The 24,347-nt window shown below is 51.3% G+C and carries 20 protein-coding genes; 16 read left to right on the top strand and 4 right to left on the bottom strand.

From position 1 onward, the window contains the following. Positions 1-5 precede the first annotated feature (5 nt). Positions 6-839, bottom strand: a complete 834-nt coding sequence (locus JNE38_RS22590; RefSeq protein ID WP_203353374.1) for an amino acid ABC transporter substrate-binding protein — start codon at positions 837-839, stop codon at positions 6-8. A 280-nt stretch (positions 840-1,119) separates the two neighbouring features. Here JNE38_RS22590 and JNE38_RS22585 point away from each other — a divergent pair, with 280 nt between their 5' ends. The 8 genes from JNE38_RS22585 (at position 1,120) to JNE38_RS22550 (ending at position 9,120) form a co-directional block, all read left to right on the top strand. After that, positions 1,120-1,521 (top strand): hypothetical protein, encoded by a 402-nt coding sequence (locus JNE38_RS22585; RefSeq protein ID WP_203353373.1) that lies wholly within the window; start codon positions 1,120-1,122, stop codon positions 1,519-1,521. A 13-nt stretch (positions 1,522-1,534) separates the two neighbouring features. Then, the gene (locus tag JNE38_RS22580; protein ID WP_203353372.1) at positions 1,535-2,473 is read left to right on the top strand and encodes an AEC family transporter; all 939 of its coding nucleotides are present in this window, start codon (positions 1,535-1,537) and stop codon (positions 2,471-2,473) included. A gap of 137 nt (positions 2,474-2,610) precedes the next feature. After that, positions 2,611-3,384 carry a stalk domain-containing protein gene (locus tag JNE38_RS22575; protein ID WP_203353371.1) on the top strand — a complete coding sequence of 258 codons (774 nt, stop codon included), beginning with the start codon at positions 2,611-2,613 and terminating at the stop codon, positions 3,382-3,384. Between the two features lie 402 nt (positions 3,385-3,786). Continuing rightward, positions 3,787-5,703: a ribosomal protection-like ABC-F family protein gene (gene abc-f, locus JNE38_RS22570; RefSeq protein WP_203353370.1), complete on the top strand. Its 1,917-nt coding sequence runs from the start codon at positions 3,787-3,789 to the stop codon at positions 5,701-5,703. Between the two features lie 44 nt (positions 5,704-5,747). Then, entirely contained in the window at positions 5,748-6,155 is a 408-nt protein-coding gene (locus JNE38_RS22565) for a cytidine deaminase (RefSeq protein ID WP_203353369.1), read from the top strand. A gap of 80 nt (positions 6,156-6,235) precedes the next feature. Then, complete coding sequence (locus JNE38_RS22560; protein ID WP_203353368.1) at positions 6,236-6,523, top strand: hypothetical protein; 288 nt, start codon at positions 6,236-6,238, stop codon at positions 6,521-6,523. Positions 6,524-6,562: 39 nt separating this feature from the next. Continuing rightward, the gene (locus JNE38_RS22555; RefSeq protein WP_203353367.1) at positions 6,563-7,318 is read left to right on the top strand and encodes an NAD-dependent epimerase/dehydratase family protein; all 756 of its coding nucleotides are present in this window, start codon (positions 6,563-6,565) and stop codon (positions 7,316-7,318) included. 143 nt (positions 7,319-7,461) lie between these two features. After that, a complete protein-coding gene (locus tag JNE38_RS22550; RefSeq protein ID WP_203353366.1) occupies positions 7,462-9,120 on the top strand; it encodes a peptide ABC transporter substrate-binding protein in 1,659 nt (552 codons plus the stop codon). A 92-nt stretch (positions 9,121-9,212) separates the two neighbouring features. Here the strand turns inward: JNE38_RS22550 and JNE38_RS22545 are convergent, their stop codons facing one another. Beyond that, positions 9,213-10,004 carry a TrmB family transcriptional regulator gene (locus JNE38_RS22545; protein WP_203353365.1) on the bottom strand — a complete coding sequence of 264 codons (792 nt, stop codon included), beginning with the start codon at positions 10,002-10,004 and terminating at the stop codon, positions 9,213-9,215. Positions 10,005-10,292: 288 nt separating this feature from the next. On the opposite strand from JNE38_RS22545, the gene JNE38_RS22540 reads away from it, so the two are divergent. The 3 genes from JNE38_RS22540 to JNE38_RS22530 all read left to right on the top strand — a co-directional run bounded on the left by JNE38_RS22540 (position 10,293) and on the right by JNE38_RS22530 (position 13,351). Then, positions 10,293-11,135 carry an alpha/beta hydrolase gene (locus JNE38_RS22540; protein ID WP_203353364.1) on the top strand — a complete coding sequence of 281 codons (843 nt, stop codon included), beginning with the start codon at positions 10,293-10,295 and terminating at the stop codon, positions 11,133-11,135. A gap of 67 nt (positions 11,136-11,202) precedes the next feature. Then, complete coding sequence (locus tag JNE38_RS22535) at positions 11,203-11,997, top strand: SDR family NAD(P)-dependent oxidoreductase (RefSeq protein WP_203353363.1); 795 nt, start codon at positions 11,203-11,205, stop codon at positions 11,995-11,997. 40 nt (positions 11,998-12,037) lie between these two features. Beyond that, positions 12,038-13,351 carry an MFS transporter gene (locus JNE38_RS22530; protein ID WP_203353362.1) on the top strand — a complete coding sequence of 438 codons (1,314 nt, stop codon included), beginning with the start codon at positions 12,038-12,040 and terminating at the stop codon, positions 13,349-13,351. A 296-nt stretch (positions 13,352-13,647) separates the two neighbouring features. Here the strand turns inward: JNE38_RS22530 and JNE38_RS22520 are convergent, their stop codons facing one another. Then, positions 13,648-15,036: an MFS transporter gene (locus JNE38_RS22520; protein ID WP_203353360.1), complete on the bottom strand. Its 1,389-nt coding sequence runs from the start codon at positions 15,034-15,036 to the stop codon at positions 13,648-13,650. 112 nt (positions 15,037-15,148) lie between these two features. Between JNE38_RS22520 and JNE38_RS22515 the strand changes: the two genes are divergently transcribed. Further along, entirely contained in the window at positions 15,149-16,036 is an 888-nt protein-coding gene (locus JNE38_RS22515; RefSeq protein ID WP_203353359.1) for a LysR family transcriptional regulator, read from the top strand. 95 nt (positions 16,037-16,131) lie between these two features. On the opposite strand, the gene JNE38_RS22510 is transcribed toward JNE38_RS22515, so the two are convergent. After that, a complete protein-coding gene (locus JNE38_RS22510) occupies positions 16,132-17,301 on the bottom strand; it encodes an MFS transporter (RefSeq protein ID WP_203353358.1) in 1,170 nt (389 codons plus the stop codon). A 187-nt stretch (positions 17,302-17,488) separates the two neighbouring features. Here JNE38_RS22510 and JNE38_RS22505 point away from each other — a divergent pair, with 187 nt between their 5' ends. The 4 genes from JNE38_RS22505 (at position 17,489) to JNE38_RS22490 (ending at position 24,031) form a co-directional block, all read left to right on the top strand. Continuing rightward, positions 17,489-17,887 (top strand): hypothetical protein, encoded by a 399-nt coding sequence (locus tag JNE38_RS22505; RefSeq protein WP_203353357.1) that lies wholly within the window; start codon positions 17,489-17,491, stop codon positions 17,885-17,887. Next, positions 17,884-18,087 (top strand): YqgQ family protein, encoded by a 204-nt coding sequence (locus JNE38_RS22500; RefSeq protein ID WP_203353356.1) that lies wholly within the window; start codon positions 17,884-17,886, stop codon positions 18,085-18,087. The genes JNE38_RS22505 and JNE38_RS22500 overlap by 4 nt, the downstream gene beginning before the upstream one ends. 364 nt (positions 18,088-18,451) lie before the next feature. Further along, the gene (locus JNE38_RS22495; protein WP_238933744.1) at positions 18,452-19,054 is read left to right on the top strand and encodes a class D sortase; all 603 of its coding nucleotides are present in this window, start codon (positions 18,452-18,454) and stop codon (positions 19,052-19,054) included. 51 nt (positions 19,055-19,105) lie between these two features. Next, positions 19,106-24,031 carry a collagen binding domain-containing protein gene (locus tag JNE38_RS22490; RefSeq protein ID WP_203353354.1) on the top strand — a complete coding sequence of 1,642 codons (4,926 nt, stop codon included), beginning with the start codon at positions 19,106-19,108 and terminating at the stop codon, positions 24,029-24,031. The last annotated feature ends 316 nt before the right edge of the window (positions 24,032-24,347 follow it).

Below are 24,347 nucleotides of genomic sequence, written 5' to 3'. Positions count from 1 at the left end.
ATGAATTATTTGGAGATATCTTCGCCGAACCATTTTTCGGAAATCTTCTTCAGCGTACCGTCCTGCTGCATTTCATCCAGCGCTTTATTCATCGCGTCAGCCAGATCGGTGCTGCCTTTGCGATACATGAAGGCGGTTGGTTGACCCTCTTCGTTTTTCTTGACAATCTGGATAGGCGCATCTGGCTTGTGCTTCAAGTAATCGAGGACAGTCAGATTGTCGTTGAGCACGACGTCGACGCGATTGGTCGCGATGAGATCCATCGCTTGGTTGAAGCTGTCGACAGCGACGATCTCGGCTCCGTTGGTGCGAGCGAGGTCCGCGTAGTTGCTCGTCATCGATTGGCCTGCTTTCAGACCTTTGATATCTTTAAAATCTTTTACAGTCGTATTGTTTTTATTGGTGACCAGGACTGCATGCGATACGGAATACGGCTTGGAGAAATCGTATTTTTCCTGGCGGTCAGGACGAATGCCCACTTGATTGGCAATCACATCGAAGCGTTTGGAATCCAGACCTGCAAAAATCGCATCCCATTGTGTTTCCTGAAACACGGGCTCTACTCCCAGGCGCTTCGCTACCTCAGTAACGACCTCGACATCATACCCTGTCAATTTGCCGGATTCGTCGTGGAAGGTGAAAGGAGAGTATGTACCTTCTGTTCCGATCACGAGCTTTTTGTCTGCTTTCACTTTCTCGAGCAGGCTTTGAGAAGCGGCTTGGTCAGCAGGCGGTGTCGTATTATTTGGCTGGGAGGTTGAACCGGATCCGGAAGTGCCGCAGCCGACAATACCCAGTAGCATGCTAGAGATTAAGGCGGAGAAAAGTAGCTTTTTCATTGAATGATCCCCTTTGATGGTTTAGAATTTTACTGCTTCATAGTAGTGGCGGAAATAAGGTTTGTCAATCAAAAAAGTGTAAAATCCGATTTGATTGATCGGTTTTTCTTTCCGCTTTTTTGCTCCCCCTTAGGATACACAAGGAAGGGGAAGGCTATGTCAGGCCTTTGGATCCGGGAGGTTTTGTTATTGAGCAACGCAGCAAAGAAGCGTACAATTAGGTACGAATCGTGGCAATGACTTGCTAGATATGAGCAGATGAGAAAAGGAGTCCAATACGATGTTGAACGACTGGCGTCTTTATACAGATGAAAGCGGGATCGAGCAGAAGCACGTCGCTTGGCATGAGGTCCTCAAAGAAATCGCACAGCTGAACGGGAGCTCCCGCACGCTGGTCCACGCTGCTTACGGCGATCACGTGGATTTGGTCGTGGCAGGGGGAAATAACGGGCAGGTTCTCGTGCAATGGAAAGAGCATGAGCCGGAGGAGCAGCATTATGTGCTTACAACGGACAAGCATCCGGGCGTGATGGCTGGCCTCGTGATTGAAGGAAATGAAGTCACCTTTCCCGTCTCGTGGTGCGTGCCCTTGGAAAAGGCTGTACCGCTTTGCGGAGACATTTTACGTACCTGTGACAAAGGGGAGCCGACTGAGTTGACATGGCTGCCTGTACAGATGTAGGCGGGAGGACGGCATGGAATTTCAGACATTGACCCAATCCATTCTGATCATGGCCGTCATCATCGGAATCGGTAGCCTGATTGGCTATCGACAGCCGCTGACGGCCGATTCCCGCCAGCTTGTCATTACGATCATCGTCAACGTGGCGATGCCTTGCATTATTTTGGACGGAATCTTTCAGACCCCCATTGACAGCAATACGCTGACCCAAATTTTTTCAATTTTCATCATTTCCATTCTTTTAAACTGCTTGGGAATCGCCGTCGGTTGGATAGGAGCACGGACTTTGCCCCTTTCATCCAAAAAGCGCCGGGAGATTGCCATCCTGTCCGCGCTGGGGAACACCGGATTTATCGGGCTTCCGCTCTGTGCCGCCCTCTTTGGACCCAAGGGAGCGCTCTTGGCCGCGATCTTTGATGCAGGGGTGGATGTCGTCTTGTGGACGGTTGCCGTGATGATGCTCCAGGACAAAGGAGCCTTCTCGCTCAAAGGCCTGAAAACCATCATCAACATTCCGATGATTGCGATCGTTATTGGGCTGGGCTCGGCCATGATCGGCTTTGCTCCGGCTGAGCCTGTCAAGCAGCTGTTTGGCACGCTGTCCAAGCTGGCTTCCCCGCTGGCAATGATGTACATCGGGATGCTGCTGCCGATGTTTCTGAAGAGCAAGCCGCAGGTTTCCTTCCCGCTCCTCAGCATGCCGATTGCGATGAAATTATTTGTCTTTCCTTTACTGACTGCTTTTCTGCTGTCCACCTTCACGATCGACAAAGACATTTCGAGTGTGACACTCGTGCAGGTAGCGATGCCCACCCTGACCTTGGCTTCCATTCTTTTTGGACGCTACAAGGCGGACGAGGAAATGGGTGCGATGACCACTGTCTTTTCTACCCTTCTGGCTCTGTTGACGATTCCTGCTGTCGTGTTCATGGGCAGCTGGTTTTTGCACTGACTGCCCCAATGACCCGATTTTTTCGCATGAGTGGAAAATCGGGTTTTCTTCTATCCGGAATGAAACGAATAAAACCGATTGCTAGTCTTACAAGATAGGAACAACGAAGAAGCGTTCAGATGAATGGAGGAACGACGATGAAGGGAAAGATCTTGATCGCGGCCGCGCTGGGCATCCAAATTCTTGCGGCATATCCGGCTGCAGCTGCTCCTGCAGCACCAGCAGCCGCGCAAGTGTATGTGAATGGCGTGCTCGCCACTCTCGGCAAAGCACCGATCCTCGTGGGACAGCGGACATACGTTGCGGCTGAGGATGCGAGCCGGCTTCTGCAAGGGGAGTGGAAGGTATCCGCTGGCAATGGGGTATTGAAGCTCTCGGATGAACTGAGCTTTACGTTTCGGCTTAGCGATGGAAAGGTAGCGGTCAATGGAAAATGGGTGGAAAATGGACAGGTGGCGAAGGTTCAAAATGGCCAGGTATACCTGCCGCTGAGATGGATAGTAGAACAAGCAGGTGGCAAAATTACGTGGAACGCCCAAAAGAAGGCGGTGGAAGTGTCGGCAGCCCAGCATGAGGGAGCTCTGGTCCTGCTCACCGAAGACAAGCTGACCAAGGATGAACGGGTTTATGTCGAATCGGTGCGAAAAGAACAAGGCATTTACCAGCGGGGCAATCTGTACGTAATCGCGCGGGGGGAATCTCCGAATCCCGGATACGGGCTGCAGGTGACGCATACCCAGTGGAGCTGGGAGCAGCTGCTGGTGTATGTCAAAAAGACAAAGCCAGAGCCGGGCAGGATGTATACCCAAGCGATCGCATACCCGTATATTGTAGCAAAAGCTGATTTGCCGCCGTATACCACGGTGGTCTTCCTGGATGCAGATACGAAAAAACCGCTGTTTGCCCAGTAGTCCTCGGCATCTGTCCGTTTTTTCAGAGAGCAGGTTGAGAAAAGCATCAAACTGTTGTATAGTGGAGGATAGGTAAAATTCTTCCTTGGAAATGGAGGTGTAGGTACGTGTTTGGAGCCGTTCACGCATGGTTTGTGGTAGAGATTACCAGTATGACACATGATGTAGCATACAACGGGATCAGTCTGCCCATTTTTAACCATACAACTGAACAGGTTATCCATAGGCGTACCATGCATCGATAAGGAACGGTTGTTTTGTTCTATGCGAATACGGACACGGTTGGGCACAGCAGAGCTGTCGCCGATTGATTTGTCCTTAGACGATGCCGCGGGCGTAGGCCTGCGGCTTTTTTGCGTTTTGTTTTTCCGTTACCATCCACTACCAAGGAGGATTTTCACGATGATACTAGTCGCTACGCACCAAATTAAAAAATCGTACGGGGCGGATCCCGTTTTGCAAGACATTACCATCGAGATCAAGGCAGGAGAGCGAGTCGGGATCGTCGGTCCGAATGGTGCCGGCAAAACGACGTTGTTCAAGCTGCTCGCAGGCATCGAGACACCGGACGCAGGTGAGCTGTACCGGGCAAAAGGCAGTGTGTGGGCATACCTGCCGCAGTCGCCGAGCTACCCGCAGGATTGGCGGGCACGGGATGTCATTGCCAGTGCCTTTGAAGAAGTCATCCGGTTACAGGTGGAGATGCGCGGCCTTGAGCAGCAGATGGCCGAAGCATCCGAATCTGCTGCCGATCTAGAGAGGCTGATGCAGCGCTATCAAAAGCTGCAGGAAGCGTTCGAGCAATTGGACGGCTATCAGTGGGAGACGAAGATGGCGCAGGTCGTAGAAGGGCTGGGCATATTGCCTGAGCATTTGCAAACGCCTTTTGCCCACTTAAGCGGCGGAGAGAAGACGAAAGCAGGCCTCGCCAAGCTTCTCTGCCAGCGCAGCGATGTGCTCCTGCTCGATGAGCCGACGAACCATTTGGACGTAGAGTCCATGGAATGGCTGGAAGGATTCTTAAAGGACTATCCAGGCACAGTCTTGATCATCTCTCATGACCGCTATTTCCTCGATGCCGTCGTGACTTCTGTCTATCATGTCGACGGTGGAGAAGCAGAGTACTACATCGGCAATTACAGCGCTTTTGCCCGGGAGCGTGAAGAGCGGCTGCTTCGTCAATTCGCCGCCTATCAGGAGCAGCAAAAGCAAATCAAAAAAATGAAGGAAACGATCAAACGGCTGAAAGAGTGGGGGAATCGCTCGAATCCTCCAAACGAGGCCTTTCACCGCCGTGCGAAAAGCATGGAAAAAGCGTTGGCACGAATTGAGCGGATCGACCGCCCCAAGATGGAAGCGGATCGCATGGGGCTCGCTTTTCAAAAGACCGAGCGAAGCGGCCAGGATGTGCTGATCGCAACGGGCGTGCACAAAGCATATGGAGGAAAAACGCTGTTCGCGGATGCGGGGTTCCTGCTTCGATACGGCGAACGCAAAGCCTTGCTCGGTCCGAATGGCTGCGGCAAATCGACGTTGATCCGCATGCTGCTAGGGGAAACAGAGCCAGATGCGGGCACTCTCAAAATCGGCAGCAACGTCAAGGTCGGATACTTGTCCCAGCAAGCGCTGGAGGGCGATCAAAGCCAGCGTGTCATCGATTTGTTCCGGGAAGTGGCGCATGTGACGGAGGCGGAGGCGAGGCATCTGTTGGCGAAGTTTCTCTTTTACGGCGAGCATGTGTTTAAAAGGATCGGGCAGCTGAGCGGCGGCGAGCGGATGCGCCTGCGTCTAGCACAAATGATGCATCAGGAAATCAACCTGCTCGTGCTGGACGAACCGACCAACCATCTGGATATCGAAGCGCGGGAGACGTTGGAGGAAGCGCTGGCCGACTTCAAAGGCTCGCTGTTCATCGTCTCGCATGACCGCTATTTCTTGCAAAAGATGGCCGACGGGGTGTTCTGGGTCGAGGACAAGCAGCTCGTCCACGATATCGGGACCTATGAGGAGGCGAGGGAAAAACGCAAGCAGCGGCAGGCAGCCAAGGCAAGATGGGCAGCAGTCGAGGTCGTGGCTGCTCCGAAGCCAGTTGCAGCTTTGCGTCCTCCAGAGCCGGCAAAGCGTCCGAATCCATACAAGCTTGCCGAACTGGAGCAAAAGATTGCGAAGCTGGAGAGTGAACGTGATGAGGTGCTTTCACGTCTCTCTGCGGGAAAAGAAGACTACCAGCAGCTGATCGAATGGCAAGCGCAAAGTGAGCAGCTCCAGCTGCAGATAGACGAACATTATCAGTCGTGGCTTGCGCTGCAGGAATCGTAGGCCTGGATAGGACACAACACTTGAAGGGAAAGAGAGAGATCGTCATGAGTAAGCTGGATCACAGGGATGTCGAGCTGATCGAATCGGCGAAGGAAATCATCCAGGCACGTTACAGAGAAGGATGGCACCATGTGGGAGCGGCTGTCCGCACGAAGTCGGGGAAGATCTATGCGGCAGTCAATCTGGAGGCGTACATTGGGAGAGTCGCGGTGTGCGCGGAAGCGATCGCACTGGGAAAGGCAATCTCAGAGGGCGAGGATGAATTCGATACCATTGTGGCAGTCCTATCCGACGGTCAGGGGGATGCTCGTCTTGTCTCCCCCTGCGGCATCTGCCGGGAGCTGATCAGTGATTACGGGAAAGAGGTCCACGTCCTCTTGCCGGATGATACGAAGCCCGCTCGCAAAATCGGAATCATGGAGCTGCTGCCGCAGAAATACCAGAGGGAGTAGAAAGGAAGGAGACACAGGCTGTCGAAAGATTGGTGGCAGCCTGGTTTCTCTTCCATGTGCGAAAGAGGGAGGAGGGAGAGATGGGGTTCTTGCTAGAGATCGTGCGCATCGTTTTGCTCATGATTCTGTTTGGCGCTGCTCTGAGCGCAATGCTGCACCAGGTATACGCCTTGCTCGGCTTTGATTCCGTAAATGGCTGGCTTCTCGGGCTCGCGATTTACCTGTGGGTCTTCCTTTTATTCAGGAACAAGTGGCAGTTTGCCGGCTGGTACAAAGGGCGAGGCCGAGAGAAGCTCCCGAGGCCGCTCACCGTTACGCTCATCGTGTGCTCGATCGTTCTGGCTGTCCTTGCTCCATTTGTGGTGTGAGAGAGGGCAATTCACTTTTACATAGAGGGAGCTGTTACTATGAAAATCCTAATTACTGGCGCTGCGGGAAGAATAGGAAGTGCCTTAACAGCGTTTTTTAAAGACCGATATTCATTGCGATTGGCTGATCTGGATTTGTCCAGGCTGGATATCGCTCATGACCCGAAGCACGAGAAGCTGACTCTCCAGGTAGCAGATCTGGAAGCCTGCCAACACGCTTGCAAAGGGATCGATACCGTCATTCACCTCGCAGGAGATCCGTCCCCTGATGCCGGCTTTTATGAATCCCTGCTGGAAAACAACATCAAAGGAACGTTTAATATGTTTCGTGCTGCAAAAGATCAAAGTGTAGGGCGAATCATTTTTGCGAGCAGTGCCCAAGCGATAGAAGGTTACCCGCTGGATGCCCAGGTTTACCCGGATATGCCGACACGCCCACGCAATCTGTACGGAGTGAGCAAATGCTTCGGTGAATCGCTTGCCTCTTATTTTGCCCACAGCGAAGGGCTACAGAGCATTGCTGTGCGAATCGGAGCGTATGATGAGTATCGACCGGATGGAGAGCCACTTTCCGCCCGGGACATGAGCGCTTATATCAGTCCAGAGGATTTGTGCGATCTCATCGAGAAGGCCATGCTTGCGCAAGAGCTTCCTCCTTTTACGATCCTGCACGGCATTTCTGACAACCGATTCAAGCGCCTCAATCTCGATGAAACAAGAAAGAGGGTCGGCTACACTCCAAAGTCGGACGCCTTTTCACTCAGCTCTATCGGATTCTTTGATAAACCTCGGTAAACATTGCTAGCTTTATTAGTTTTTATTATTTTGAACAAAAACAATAATCTGATAAATCATAATAAAATCTTCCCGCTTTCTATTCCGGGCCTCCAGATCATGCGCTATAGTATGGTCAGCTGGAAAATAAAGGGGGAACTTGTATGAAGAGAAGGGTGAGCGCATTTCTTGTTACTTGTCTATTCGCGGCAGGGGTGCTGGCAGGATGCTCGACCGCGAGCTCTCCAGCAGCAAAACCGCCGACATCAGAAGGCAGCCAGAGCAGTCAGCCAGCTCCCGGGACGTCCACCGCAGGAAGCGGTACAAAGGTTTTCCGCTTCAATATCGGCTCAGAGCCTTCGACGGCAGACCCGGGGCTCTCGGATGACAACATCTCGAGCATGGTGGTTTCCTCCACGTTCGACGGTTTGACGCGCAAAGGACCGGATGGCAAGTTTCACGAAGCCGCAGCCGAAAAGATAGAGACATCGGAAGACGGCCTGACCTACACGTTTCATTTGCGGGACGCCAAGTGGAGCAATGGAGATCCGGTAACGGCCCACGATTTTGAATTCGCCTGGAAGCGAGCTCTCGATCCGCAGACGGCTTCCGATTACGCCTACCAGCTCTTTTACATCAAAAATGGCGCTGACTACAACGCAGGTAAAGCCAAAAGGGACGACGTCGGCGTAAAAGCGCTCGACGACAAGACCCTCGAGGTCCATCTGGAGAATCCAACGCCCTTTTTCCTGGAGCTGACTGCCTTCGCAACGTACTACCCTGTGAACAAAAAGGTCGTGGAAGCCAATCCGAATTGGGCGATGGAGGCAAGCAGCCATGTAGGCAACGGTCCTTTCAAGCTGGAGACATGGGCGCACAAGAACAAAATGAGCTTCGTGAAAAACGACAGCTACTGGGACAAAGACAACGTGAAGGTCGACAAGATCGACGTGACGATGATTGAAGATCAGAACACAGAGCTGTCCATGTTCGAAAACGACGAGTTGGATTGGGCGGGCGGACCGTTTAGCACGCTGCCTACGGATGCCATCCCGGCCTTGAAGGAATCCGGAGCATTCAAGGTGATCCCAGTCGCCAATACGTACTGGTACCAATTCAATATTGAGAAGCCACCGTTCAACAATGTGAAAATCCGCAAAGCATTCGGGTATGCCATCAACCGGCAAGCGATCATCGATAACATTTTGCAAGCGGGCCAAATCCCTGCGACTGGAATCTTGCCGCCGACGATGGCAGTCAAACCGGACGGCTATTTCCGCGATCATGATACGGAGCTGGCGAAGCAGCTGCTCGCAGAGGGCATGCAGGAGCTGGGCATCAGCAAGCTTCCGCCGATCACCTTGATCTTCAACACGAGCGAGGCGCACAAGAAGATTGCAGAAGCCGTGCAGGATCAATGGAAGCAAACGCTGGGCGTCGATGTCAAGGTAGCGAATATGGAATTCAAGGTGTATCTGGACACGCTCGATTCTGGCAATTACCAGATCGCACGCAGAGGCTGGGTAGCGGACTTTAACGACCCGGTGAACTTCATCGAGATTTTCCGCGAGAAGAAGGGCAACAACAATACGAACTGGACGAATCCCCACTACAACGAGCTTTTGCAGCAGGCGGCCAAAGAGCGGGATCTCGAGAAAAGAAAGCAGCTGTTTGGTCAGGCGGAGCAAATCCTGATGGACGAAATGCCTCTGTCCCCGATCTATTTCTACACGCTCAGCTGGCTTCAAGGCGAAAAGGTAGCGAACGGGATCTATACAGATGCGCTGGGGAATGGCGATCTGAAGTATGTAGAGATGAAGTAGGGTTGCGTGGAAGAGAAAAAGTCTAGAAAGGGGCGTCCCATGTGGGATAGCCCCTATTTGCTCAGGAGAAGTGGCCAAAATGGAGCCACTCGTCAGATATCCCAACCCTTCTCCTTGTTGTAATAATGAATGATTTTGGAGTACTTTTCCCCGTACTTCTCAGCCAACTCTTCCGCAAAGTCGCGTTCGATATGCTGCATGATAATGTCGTGATAAAAAGCGGTCTTCAACATTTCGATGATCGCAGGCTGTGATGTCTCCAATGCCGTATGCTTGGCATCGCCGCCAAAGCCACCGAGCAGGGCTGTTTGCGAGTCACATAGAATCGAAAACTTTCGAGCCATCGAAATGCTCCACTCATCGCTCCTGACATGGACAAAGACGTTTTTCAGTGAGGTTTGACATTCCCCTATGATGACGAGTACGACGGTTACGCCCCTTTTTTCCGCCTCGAGCAAGTCCTCTTCTACCCAATGGAGATCCTCCGACCATAAATCCGCGACAATGATCGAATGGGCATTTGCGATTACCCGGTGTATGGCTGTCTTGATCTGGTGGTCCCCTTGCCAGTTGTAAAAGGAATTCTCATTCTTGGGCATGGATTTGAGCTGACGGATTAAAGACTTTGTCGTTTGCTCAAACTCCAATTGCAAATGACGAACCAATTGCTCGATCGGGACGGCATCATATCGAACAGGCTCTCCGTCAATGTAGCGGCAAGCGCCTTTTTCGGTCAACGAACGCAAGGCAGCATACACATTGGAACGAGAGACTGAGACGCGCTTGGCCACCTCGTAGCCGGATAAATTGGGCTCTTCATGCAAGGTGAGGTAGCAGCGGGCCTCCAAATCGGTGAGTCCAATTTTATTAAGTAAATCTATCATTTGTAGCCTCCTTAACCAAAATACCAGTTACTGCAAACACAAGTAAGAGTGATTCTAAGGTGCTACTGATTTTCGTGCTATGGTTCCATACTATCGGAATCGAAGAAATTATCAAGTTCGTAATTCATCAAAAACGAATAAGTAGTACTAAATGGAACTACTAATTTGGAATTTAATATTGACAATTTACTGAAAATTCAATTATGATCTATCTCAAGATAGTGGTACTGTTTAAAACTCCTATTGTCGAGATGCAAGTCAATGTATCACTCATTTGGAGGCGATGAAATGGCAACAAACCATGAACAGGAGCTTCAACGGGCAAATGCAGTACGTTTGAGGTATGGGGAAAATGAGTTTCATTTCGGCGATTTACGTCTGCCAGAAGGGGAAGGACCGCATCCGGTTGTGATCGTCATTCACGGCGGGTTTTGGAAGGCGATGTTTGATCTCGATCTGATGACACCCGTTTCGGAGGACCTCGCCAGAAGAGGATTAGCGACTTGGAATATCGAGTACAGACGGGTGGGTGATGCTGGAGGAGGGTACCCCGGCACCTTGCAGGATGTAGCGAGCGCTGCTGACTTTTTGCGCCAGATAGCTCCAACCTATCAGTTGGATTTGTCAAGAACGGTGGCATTAGGTCATTCGGCCGGCGGCCATCTTGCAGTTTGGCTTGCGGCTCGCCACCGTTTGCCGGAAGGGAGCATCCTAAGAACTTCCAACGTTCCATTAGCCGTAAAAGGGGTAGTAAGCTTGGGTGGCATTATCGATCTGGAGCTGATGTGGAAGCTTATCCATTACAAACAGCGGATCGTGAGCAAAGTGGAGGTTGAGAATCCAGTGGCAGACTTCGTAGGCGGAACTCCGACGCAAGTTCCTGGTCGTTACAAAGAGGTTTCTCCCGTAGCACTGCTGCCGTTACATACACCTCAGATCTTGATTCATGGAGATCTGGATGTAAATGTTCCGGTGAAGCTATCCAGCCTCTATAAAGAGCTTGCTGAGCGAGCAGGAGACCAAGTGGAAATGATCTCACTTCCTAATGTCGAGCACTTTGAAATCATCGATCAAAGCTCTGAGGTGTGGACAAAGATCGTCACAGAGGTTTTGGAACTGACTCATTCATGATTTTGATAGAAACATCCGTTACGGTACGCAAATGTTTGATCGTGGAAATCAAAATAAGGAGAGGGACATGATGTTCTTACTTTCTGGAAAGATTGCAGTCATTACTGGGGGAGGGTCCGGAATAGGACTTGCTACGGTCAAACGCTTTGCCAAAGCGGGAGCCAAGGTCGTCATTGGTGACATTACGGATCAAACACAGTTAGCCGAAGAGATTGGAGGCTTGTACATTCAAACCGATGTCTCCAAAGAAGAAGAAGTTAAATTTCTGATGGATAAGGCCGCTGACACTTTCGGACAGATTGACCTCGTATTCAATAATGCTGGGGTTAGCGGTATGAAAGGAAGAGTTACGGAAAATCCCGTTTCCAACTATAAAAGAGCCTTTGAGATCAATTCCATGGGTATCCTTCACGGAATGAAGCATGCAGCAGGCCATATGGTTCGCGGCGGAGCGATCATCAATACTGCCTCCATGCTGGGCTTACGAGGAGATGTTAATTCAAGTCCGTATGTTTCCTCAAAGTTTTCCGTAGTCGGATTGACGGTGACAGCTGCGCTGGAGCTGGCCTCCAAAAATATTAGAGTGAACTGCATTTGTCCAGGAAAAATAGCTACCCCTATGGTAAATTGGGAAACCGACGCTCAAAGGCAGGCAACGAAGCTAATCATCCCCCTAGGCCGTTACGGCACTCCAGAAGAAGTAGCTTCGCTTGTCCATTATCTCTGTACGGATGAAGCTGCTTATATTACTGGTCAAGCGATCTCCATAGATGGCGCGTTAAGCATGGGGCTTAGTGTAGAAGCTTATGAACAATTGTTGCTTAACGTGAACGAAAAACCGATTCCTCAGTCCAACTGCTAGCTTCAACTTACTATTCAAAACCAGTAAAAGGGGGGGCATTATGTCTGCTGCTGTCAAAAAAGCATGGGGATATCGGTACGTCGTCCTTTTCATTCTTTGGCTGCTCTACATTATCAATTACTTCGATCGCGTGGCGGTGTTAACGTTTTTACCCTTTATTCAAAAGGATATGAATTTGACTCCGGTAGAGGTTGGGCAAATCGCATCTGCGTTCTTTTTTGCCTACGCCATCGGTCAGATTACGTCCGGCTTTCTGGCAGATAAGTTCGGACCGAAAAAGGTCATGAATGTCGCTATCATAACTTTTACTCTCGTCACTGTGGTCACGGGTTTCGTGAAAAACTTTGGGCAATTCATTGCCGTTCGAATCGGTTTGGGGTTAGGTGAGGCCCATCATTTCCCGCCTGCGGCAAAGGCGATCAGCAATTGGTTTCCATACTCCCAGCGGGGAACGGCCCTCTCGATTTTCAACACGTCCAATTACGTCGGATTGGCTATCGTTCCGATTGTCTTGACGAATCTTTCCGCCACTCTGTTTGATGGTCAGTGGAGGCCCGTCTTTTATACCTTGGCAATCCCAGGGGCGATCGGAGTTTTGCTGCTGTGGTTATTCTTTAAGGACACGCCAGATGAAATGTACAAAAAAGGCAGAGTGAGCCAAGAGGAAATGGACCTGATCCGTGCCGACAAAGGGGTAACGATGCCCGAGGCAACCACTGAAAAAGGAAGAAATAAAGTCTATCTGAAGGACAGTACGTTCTATATCATCTGCCTGATCATGTTCTGCCAAATGGGGATTCTCTGGGGCTTCACGACATGGCTGAGCACCTTCCTGGTCAAGCAGCACGGCTTTAACATCAAGGAGATGGGGTATGTCGCCTCATTGCCTTCCGTGATCAGCATTGTGAGCATCCTGTTGGGAGGCTGGCTCATGGACAAACTGGGACGAATGAAACCGATCGCCTTGATCGCCAACCTCGGATGCATTCCGGTACTCTGGATGATCGGCACTGTTGAAAAGGGAAATGTCCCTGTCCTGCTTGCGATGCTATTCCTCTCGGGATTCTTCGTTGCTTTCAATTCCGGATCCGTCACTGCAGCTCTGCAGAAGCGCTACCCGAGCGAGGTCGTCGGGGGGGCCACGGGTCTTGTCAATGGCAGCGGACAGCTGGGCGCGTTTCTGACGCCATTAGTCGCTGGATACTTGGTCAATGTCGGTTCGGGCGGAAGCTTTGATTTTACCAACGTCTTTATGTATTTCTCCGCATTGGCGGGATTGGCTGCCATCAGCGCACTGTTCCTGAAAGAAAAGCCGATTGAAATGGCGAAAATCGTACAGTCGAGCGGGCGATAATGCGGATCAAGGCCAGTCATAACACGAAAATAAAGTGTTAGACTGGCTTGATCTTTTACACGATCGAACCCGTCGTATGCTGAGGTCAGCCGGGGGCTTCCCATTAAGAATATGAGATGATCCAATCGATTCCCGGTATCGGCAAAAAAGTCGAGGCAACGATTCTATCTGAAACCGGAGAACAAGCTTTCCTTGATTTAGCTTAAATCCTATAAAAGATCAGGAAAAGAAAAGCCTTCCACTAAGTTTCTGGAAGGATATTTGGCATGCGCATCTTACGTTCATGAATGCGTTGCTCACTTGGAAGCTGGACTCAATTGTCTCGATTCCCGTCGCAGACTCATGAATACCAAGAACAATGCGATTGTCGTGAGGATAATCCCCAGCACTCGCAACCCCTCGGAGCTGAACTGATCTCCCATTACAATGCCGATCAACAACGAGGATAGAATGGTCCCCAGGTATCTGGATGTATTAAATAATCCGGATGCTACTCCGATTATTTCTTTTGGAGAACTTTTGAACAAGGCTGCTTGCATACCGACATTGTTTAACCCGTTGCTGATACCAAACGCAGCTAAAGCCAAACACACACTGATGACATGTGAATCTTGATGTAACAACACGAGCCACACAGACCCAAATGCCATTAGTAGTGCGGATACGATCAATGCCGACCGAGGTCCTGATTTATCAATCCATCGTCCTGCTATTGGAGAAACAACGAGTGAGCACAAACCTAAGCTTAGCATGAGAATCCCTGTATGGAACTCGCTGACATGACGCACCTTTTGCAAGTAGGACGGAAGCCCGAAAAAAAGCGAGTAAAAAAGGACGTTAACAAGCATGAATTCGACATTGACCCAAGTCATCGCAGGATACTTGGCGAATGTCCGCAGAGGAATAAAGGGTGACGCCGTTTTTAACTCATGTCGTACGAAAGCCAAAAGCAGCACGAGGCCAATCACCCCGACAATGATCTGCCACAATGAGACATGCCCGGATGATTTTGCTGACAGTAATCCAAATAGCAGTGCAACCAGGCCCACTGTGAAGAGCAGGATCCCTGTTGCATCAATCAAATCCAGCCATTTTCGAAAGGACATGCTAAGTAGCACGGATGTTGGGGATTCGTCCTTTGGAATCATCCTCCAAGCTAACAGCAAGCTCGCCACCAAGAACGGAATATTAACGAGAAAGATAGCAGACCAATCCCAATAATGAATCAAGACCCCGCCGATAAACGGTCCAATCGCTGCTGCTCCGGATAGGAAGATAGACAATACGGACAGCGCAGTCGCTTGTTTCTCCGTAATATGAATTCGTACAAGGGCCATTCCAACTGCAACCATCATGCTTGTTCCGATTGCTTGCACAATTCGGAACACAATGAGCCACCCAAAGTTTGGTGATAATGGAGCCAATAATGATGCTATGAAGGATACGACAAGCCCGGTAAGAAATATCTTCTTACGGCCGAACAAATCGCTTGCCTTTCCCATGACAGGTTGAGCGATGGCACTCGCAATGTAGAAAGAGAAAATGATCCACGAAACAACAGTGAAGTCAAGACGGTACACATCTTGCAGCCTCGCAATAGCAACAGAAATCATCGAAGAATTTAATGGGTTCAATAGTATCCCCAGTCCAACGGAAATCATCAACCACCTGCTGTGAGCCCCCATTTTCAGCCCCCCTAAAGCGTTTTGATGATATCGTACTGTAAACCAAACATTTACTCCAACGCATTTCATGTTATGATTTCATTGATTTGAAGGAATGAACGGAGGATGCGAAATGGAACTTCTTCAACTGCAATACTTTCTCGAGGTAGCTCGTATGGAACATGTGACCGAAGCTGCACGAAGCCTGCATGTGACCCAATCGTCACTAAGCAAAACGATTCAACGATTGGAGGAGGATCTAGGAGTCCCTCTATTTGATCGAAAAGGGAGAAAGCTGCGGTTGAATGAGTTCGGAAGCAAATTCCTGCGCCGTGCGGAAAGAGCATTGTTTGAATTGGAACAGGGGAAGCTGGAGCTTAGCGATTTGTCCAGCCCGGAGCATGGCACACTGGAATTGGCGGTGACTACTGCAAGCACGCTGCCCGATATCCTTCGAGAGTTTCGGAAAAAGCTGCCTGATATCCAATTTCACGTACAAATGCTGAGCACGCAGGAAATGGCTGCGCTTCTTCATAGAGGAGAGGTCGATTTTTGCTTGTCCTCACCACCTATACAAGAGGATGACATTGAATGTCAAATCGTGTTCATCGACCCCATCCTCGTAGCTGTTCCAAGGGGACATCGACTGGCAGACCGAAGCATCGTATCTTTGACAGAATTGAGGGATGAATGGTTTGTCGGCGTAAAGAGAGGTTACGGTACACGCGATTTAGTAGACTCAATATGCAGATCGGTTGGATTTGCACCTAAATATGTGTATGAGGGAGATGAACCTGCAAGGCTAATCAAGCTTGTGGAAGCAGACATTGGCATAGCCTTCATACCAAGTACGGCAAGAGATTCTCGGGAACAAATCAAATATCTCCAAGTAGAGAATCACGAATTGGTGCGGGAAATCGCTTTATTATGGCACAGGAGTCGGTATATTTCGCGAGCTGCTCTAGAATTCCGTGAAGTCGTCGTCGATTATTTCGGGGCACTATCCAAACTGACGAATTAACAGCTCTCGCGGAGGACCTGGTATCTAATAAAGTCCTATGAAAAAGAAAAAAGGATCGGGACTCCGTGTAAAGACTGAAATCCTGATCCTTTTTCTTATGCCTGTGCGCTCGGCTCAGGCAAACGCTTATAGCTGGTGCGGAACCAGAGAAGGATGAGCACCATCAGCACGCCGCCCAGGAAGAACGGACCGCTGGAGGTAAACTGGTACACAGCGCCTCCTGCCAGTGGACCGAGGATTCGGCCCAAGCTGTCCATTGAGCTGATCGCGCCAGTCGTGACTCCTTGTCCTTGCGTCGTACGGTGCGTGATCATGGCCGTAGCGGTCGCGCGGATCATGCCTTGTCCTGCACCGAACAAAGACAGGACGAGTGCGAGCACCCAGAAGTTTCCAGATAACGGGATGGCAAAAAAGCCAATGCCGTACAGGAGTATCCCAAGAGTCAGGACTGCTGCTTCTCCCATGCTCTTCACCATTTTTCCGATCAGTCCGCCCTGGACGAATGCGGAAATGATCCCCATGACGAGAAACATGTAGCCCAAGTCTTTGGAGGTGAAGCCGTACAAGTCGTTGATGTACAAGGCAAACGTCGTTTCGAGCCCGGAAAAGGCGAACGAGACAATGAACAGGATGCCGTACAGCAGGGAAAGGGAGCCGAAGAGCGATACCAGCGGATTTCCCGCCCGTTTGGAAGCATGTCCCGTACGTTTTTCCTTGGGTAAGCTTTCCGGCAGGGCGAACAAAATAACGAAGAAGGTGAGCAGGGCGACGGTCCCGGAAGCAAAGAAAGGGACTGCAAAGCCGTAGCTGCTCAAAAGTCCACCGATGACAGGGCCAAACACAAAGCTCAGTCCGATGCCGGCTCCAATCACGCCCATCCCCTTCGCGCGCTCCTCAGGTGGGAACAGGTCAGCTACCATCGCGGTTACGGTTGGCATGGCTGCAGCAGAGACAATTCCGCCGATAATCCGGTAGGCCAGCATGGCTGTATAGCTCTCCGCCAATCCAAACAGGATAAAGGTGATGGAAAAGCCCAGCAGTCCAAATGCGACCAGCGGCTTGCGTCCGATGCGGTCAGAAAGCGCGCCCCAGATCGGGGCAAAGATCAGCTGCATAATATTATAGCTGGCGAACAGTATACCTATTTGTAAGGATGATGCACCCAGCTTCTCCGCAAAGTACGGCAAGATCGGAATGATGATACCAAAGCCCAGCATGGTGAGAAAAGCAATCAAGAACAAGAGGGCAAGGTGCTTCTTATTCACGGGGAAAACCTCTTTTCACACGAAGATAAGTGGGGTGTAACTTGCTTACTTTTTCCACCTTACGTGAAGGGTCGAGCGAAGTCAAGCGAGCGAAATGGGCAGGCTGCCGACTTCCGTGCTATAATAGAAAAGAAAGAAGAATCGTTCAGAAAGTTGTCAAGTATATATCCATGAGGTGTTTATCAACATGTCTACTGCAATGCTGTACTACCTGGCCTGGCAAGAGGATGACTGGCTGGATGAGGTTCTCGACCGTTTCCCTGAGGTGAACGCTTTGGTGCCGACGGCGAAAACGTTTGAAATGTTGGCTGGGCAAAGAAAGTCAGGCGAGGTAAAGCGCGCCGTTATGGTGCTGAATGCAGCAGGGGAGCAGGAGCGGACGCATGAGTTTTTACAGCTCTGCAAGACTGACCCGCAGCTGTCCACTGATCCGCTGTACATCGTCGGCCTGAAACCGGATGAAGAGGAGGCGTGGCAAGAAGCGTATCCGAACGCGAAGATCATCGTCATTACCGGCTTTGCTGTCGAGTTTGACTACGATGCCGTCCTCGCGAGGATGGAAATCGATCTGGAGGGAGCCCATTGAATTCTCGCCCGAGTGATTTCGACTTAAAGGCGTTTCTGCACCGCTTCGGACTGTTTATTTATACCGGGGACCCCGAGGGGGACTTGCTTTTGATTGAAGATGAGATTCGGGAGCTCTACGAATTAAACGTCATCGACAAGGAAGAATTTATGGAGGCGATGTCAGCTGTGCGCAGCAAGCGTAAAGCGGACGATCGATGATGTGGGAGGCGTGCTTACTGACCGTGGCGGATGCGATGGCGGTGGGCACGCTTTTTGTGGTTCATTCGAGCCAGCGGACGAAGATCAGCAGATGAGATGGAAATAGAGCCGAATATGCCCATGTAGTGTGGGGGGTGTCCTGAAGCGAGACAGCGCTGATCAGGACACCCCTTTTTTGGCTGGTTGTTCAGAATTTGTATAGGTCAGAAATTTATGATCATTTGGGGTATTTTTCATTTGTTATACATACGTCCGAAATAGCCATCCAACAGAGACAGATGATATCCCCATTCATAACGAGACAGTACAGGGAGGAGGAAAGTGAAACGAAAAAACGGTGCGGGAAGGGGAGAGGGAGTTGCGCATGCTTTGGGGAGCAGGTTTTATCCTGGCAGGCATTTTTCTCCTAATGTATCCCCAAGTGGAAAAGAAAGCTGCTGATCAAAAGCAAGAGCGATTGATTGAGGCTTTCGAGCAACTGAGCTACGTAGGCACGCAAATCGATGAAGCCGAGTCGCCTATTGCTGAACAAGCAAGCGTGCGGCAAGACGCAGTCGAGCTGCTCGATGGCGCGAGGGGCGTAATCCGGATTCCTAGGATCGATCTGAACATGATGATTTTCGAAGGTTCGGACGAGTCGGCTCTACGCAAAGGCGTAGGCATGATTGAGCCGGAGAAGGAATTCGGCAGGAACAACGTCGGCTTGGCAGGACACCGTGCTGTCACCTACGGCAAACAGTTTAATCGTCTAAACGAGCTCGCGCCGAATGACGAGATCGAGATCGAGACGAAAACCGGGAGATATGTATTTGTCGTCATCAAAGCTTTTGTAGTGGACCGTACGAAAGTAGAGGTCCTTGCCGATCAGAAGGAACCTTTGCTCACGCTAGTTACCTGTACTCCCATTGGAAAGAAGAATCCGACAGATCGGCTGATCGTGCAAGCGAAGTTGAAGAATTTCGGCTGACAATGTTCCTTTTAGGAAACATAGGAGTTTGAAAGAGTTCAGGAGGAGTGTATGCAAAGGAAATATTGGAGTATAGCTGTGGCATTCATGCTGATCATCCACAGCTTTTTCGGGATGGCATCGGCCGTGCACGCCGAGACTACCGGGCAGACGGAGACCACAGGTGGAGACACGACAGCAGGTGGCGACACGACCACGGGAGGAGACACGACCACGGGAGGAGACACGACCACAGGTGGGGACACGACCACAGGTGGAGACACGACCACAGGTGGAGACACGACAGCAGGTGGAGACACGACCACAGGCGGGGACACGACCACAGGTGGAGGGACGACTACACCAGACGGAGGGACGACCGCACCAGACGGAGGGACGCACACACCAGACGGAGGGACGCCCACACCAGACGGAGGGACGCCCACACCAGACGGAGACACGCCCACACCAGACGGAGGGACGACCACACCAGACAGAGGGGCGACCACACCAGACGGGACGCCCACACCAGACGGAGACACGAGCACTCCAGGCGGAGGGACGACTAGCCCAGTTGAAGAAACGGTCCCCCCTCCCACAGAACCCTTGCCCGATGCCCCGCCGGTTGTAGTCCCAGACCCGGAAGAAACCGTCATCGAAGAAAACATCATCACCAGCGTGGTCATGAAGGGCGAGAATGGCACCAGCATCGAGGAGTTTCGCCCGGAGCAAGGGTCGCGCGTGCAAATCGATTTTACGTGGAAGCTCCCTGTGGGGCACAGCTATTCGGACGGCGCCACCTTTACCTTCGATCTGCCGGACAGGTTTGAACTGGCGAATTCGGAGGAAGGTGAGCTAGATGGTGATGTAGGAACGTTTGAAGTGACAGGGAACGGGACAGTTACTCTCACTTTTAACGATTCCATTGATGATGGGACGGAAGTAACGGGCAATTTCTACGTATGGCGCCAGTTTGACGAAAGCAAATTCGAGGGCGGCACGAAGCAGCAAATCAAATTTGAGCTGGACGGAATCGACCCCATTCAAGTTCACTTCCTAGGCACAAATACCAGCGACATCGAGAAGGGTGGCCGAGCGAACAAAAGCATGAATCCCGGCTCGATTGACTGGACCGTGGATTTCAACCTCGGAGAAAAATCGATCAAGAATGCTATCTTTACGGATGAACTGCCAGCTGGCTTGGAATTGGATCTGAATTCTGTCAAGGTAACCGCGCTCGAGGTCCAGCTGGATGGCTCGGTCAAGGAAGCAGGAACGGTGAGCAAGACAGCTGCGATGCTGCCGGAAACCAACGGCTTTACCATTCCCTTCGGTGACATCGACAGCGCCTACCGGGTGACGTACACCACCAGCATCACGGACAAGACCGACCAGAGCTTTGCCAACAAAGCCAAGGTCGAATCCGACGATCTGCCTTTGCCTTGGCAGGATACGGCGAGTGTCTCTGCCAAATACAGCAAGCCTTTGGCAAAAGATTCGACGGGTTACAATTCGAAAACCCAAACGATCGACTGGGCGATCTACTACAATTACAACGAACAGCATCTGGATCTTGGCAATGCGTGGATCGAGGACGCTTTTTTGGACGACAGCCAGGAGTTGATTGAAAGCTCCTTGACGGTCTATCGAGTGGCGATCGGCGACGACGGGAAGGGCACCAGAGTCGGGGACAAGCTTACTCTTGGGACAGACTACTCCTTCGCCAAGCTGTCAAATGGCTTCCGCTTGGAGTTCATTGCTGCCAGCGGCATAGACAACGCCTATGAAATCACCTATCAGACCAAACCAAAGGATCGCGTCTACGCGAATGCTGTGCTATCGAACGAAGTGAAAATGTACAATCAGGAGACTGTGACCTGGGAGAGAAAGATTCAGGAGAACATTTTCGCCAAAAACGTAAGCAAGATCGACTACGCGAGCAAAACGATCGATTGGCGCATGAGCCTGAACATGGACGCTCCCTCAGGTCCATGGGACATGAGCAATGTCGTCATCAAAGACCGTTTTGAAAACCAGGGACTGCGGTTCTTGCCGGGAAGCCTGGAAATCTCCGGGCTGAAAAAGGAAGACGATTATACCGTCGTAGCGGATGCGGACAGTGAAGGGTTTACCATTGCATTCAAAGGAACGATATCTGGTGCCTATGAAATCACCTACCAGACTTCCTTTGACCCTCGCATTCCCGATCGTCCCAAAAGCTACACGAACGATGCCACGCTGACGTGGGACGACCATAAGAGCGTGGGGCATACGCTCGTCAAAGCTGCTTCGGTCACTCCAGACAGCTACACCACGAACAACGGAAGCAAAACAGGCTGGTATGACGCCGAGAAAAAGATCATCACGTGGACCATTGACATCAACTACAATCTGTATGAGATCGAAAACGCGGTGATCCAAGATGTGTATACAGGCGACCAGACGTTTGTGGACGGCTCGTTGACCGTTAATAAACTGGAGCTGACAGGCGGGGCCAACGGGGTAAAAATCGTCGGGGATCCGATCGAACCCAAGCACTTTGAGAAAATCCAAAATGCTGAGGGCGACGGTTTCATTCTGGAGCTCGGGAACATCGATGCCGCTCATCGCATCACGTACCAGACGAGCCTCGAAGGCCATGATGTGTTAGCTGAATACAAAAACAACGCGACCTTGCATTATGGTGATCCTGCAAGCGCGCCGTTGTACCAAGCTTCTACGACCATTAGACCGACTCACGGCGGCAAGTACCTTCTCAAATCGGGCAAGCAAGGCTCCGGTGAGGATGAGGAGTTCGCTTTCTGGACAGTGACGGTCAACCCCAGCCAGTCTACCATAGGTGCGGGGGCCGTGCTGACCGACACGCTGTCTGACAAACAAATCCTCATCACGGATTCCTTCAAGCTCTATACCACGAAAGTGACGGCCAACGGGATCCTGTCCAAAGGGGAAGAAATGGACAGTGACGATTACGCACTGGATGTAGCGGGAAACACCTTTACTCTCACTTTCAAAAATGAGCTGAGTCGGGCGTACATCCTGGAGTACAAATCGTTTATCAATGCGAGCTACGGCGAAATCATCAGCAATTCGGCCGCTTTCCACGGTGTCACCGTAGTAGGAGTCGATGAAAACGGCAGCGAAGGAATTCGCGTTATCCTGTCGGGGGCTGGAGGCGGCGGGACGACCCCGTCCGGCGATCTGAAGGTGGTCAAGGTAGATGCCGACAATCCGGCGACGACGTTGGAGAAAGCGGTTTTCGCCTTGTACGACAAGTCAGGCGCTACGCTGATCAAGCAAGTGGAAACGGATAGCAACGGGGTAGCACTCTTCACGAATCTGAAGCTCAAGACGTACGTATTGAAGGAAGTGGCGGCTCCTGCCGGTTATGTGATCGGTCCTGACTACCAGGGTGGGAAAAAGATCACGTTGAAGCAAGGGGCATCTGATCCGGCAGCAGGAATCGTTGGCTGCGCGGCACCTGCTCCATCCGATCCGGACGCTGCACCGACCTCCGAATGCGAACTTACGGTCGGCAACAAGCTGCTGCGCCAAGGATTCGAATTTACCAAAGTCGATGCGGAGAATCACGCGGTTCCGCTTGCGGGCGCGATCTTCCAGCTGCAATTTGAGAACGGAAACGGATCACTTGAGAATGTAGCGGAACTGACATCGGATGCGAACGGCAAGATTTCCAAAGGGGAATTGAAGCCAGGCAAGTATCTACTGACAGAAAAGACAGCGCCGAAGGGATACAAGCTTGACCCAGCACCGATCGAATTCACGATTGCGGCGAACCAGACACAAGTGTTGAAACAGGACATCGAAAACACGATCAATGTCGGTTCTGTCGAGCTGCTAAAGGTTGACCACTACACGAAAGAGCCTCTGGATGGCGTCGTATTCGATCTTGTGGATGCTGACGGAAAAGTCGTGTACACCGGGGCGACAGGAAGCGGCGGCAAACTGCGCGTAGATGGACTAAAGGCGGGAGCTTACCGATTCGTTGAAAAGAAAGCCCTAGCCGACTACGAGCTAGCTGCGCCGTATGACTTCGAGCTTACCGAGGAAGGCCTGAAAGAGCTGACGATCACCAACAAGCTGATCCCGGGCTCGGTCAAGCTGATCAAGGTGAGAGAGGGCTATCCGAACCATAAGCTGAAAGGCGCGGTATTCTCTCTCGAGGATGAAAACGGTGACATCATCAAAGACAAAGACGGCAACGAGATGACCGATCTGGTCACGAATGAAAACGGGGAGCTTGAATTGAACGGACTGAATCCGGGTAAATACCAGTTCGTGGAGACAAAGGCTCCGACCGGATACGTCAAAAGCGGGAAACCTGTACCTTTTGAGATTGTCAGAAGCCAGACAGAGATCGTGGAAGTCGTAGCAGAGAACAGGGTAGCTTCCGGAGGCGGAGGCGGCGGAAACGGCGGAGGCGGAAACGGCGGAGGCGGCAACAACGGCGGAGGCGACAACGGCGGAGGCGACAGCGGCGGAGGCGACAACGGCGGAGGTGACAACGGCGGAGGCGACAATGGCGGAGGTGACAACGGCGGAGGCGACAATGGCGGAGGTGACCACGGCGGAGGATCCGATGGGGACAGGCCAGACAAGGACGAGCCTGACAAGCCAGTCAAACCGACGCAGCCCGGAAGCACAGGTGGATCGAGTACAGGTGGAACGGGTAACCCTGTACAACCGACTGTTCCGACCACACCGACAATTCCAAGCACCCAAGGATCGACCGGCAATGCAGATGCAGGACAGATGGACAACGCCGGGCAAACTGATCCTGTTTCAGGCTCCGGCAATCCTGCTGGTGCGGTAGATGACAGCCAGGCGAACAACAACGGGGAAGTGTTAGGTCAGGAATCCAGAGCAGTTTTACCCAAGACCGGGGAGGAAGCGAACGCAGGCACACTCTATGCGGGAATCGCCTCCATACTGGTCGGGATCAACATCCTGCTTTCTCGTAGAAAACAAAAAGCGTAACACCAGCTTCTGCTGACTGATCAAAGCCCTCCACGGCTATTTCCGGGAGGGCTTTTTTCATTGGATGCCTGTTGAAGTGTTTCAGCAATCAGAACGGTTTGAGTTCGGTTTTGTACTGGACTCAAGCCTTTTCATTTTGACTTCATTCGCTATGAGTAGGACAATGGGGAAACAAGCATAGGTAACGCAAGTCCTAAAAAGATTGCATCGGCAAAAAGAGGAGCGTATGAAATAGTTTGTTTCCTGAAGAGAAAGTGGTTTTCCAAAAAGGGAGGCTGCTTTTTGTGAAAGGAATAAGAAGAGTGGTGGAAAATCC

Source organism: Brevibacillus choshinensis (genome assembly GCF_016811915.1).
Taxonomy (GTDB): Bacteria; Bacillota; Bacilli; order Brevibacillales; family Brevibacillaceae; genus Brevibacillus; species Brevibacillus choshinensis_A.
The sequence above is the reverse complement of the archived record's forward strand: the minus strand, read 5'-3'. Positions and strand labels throughout refer to the sequence as shown.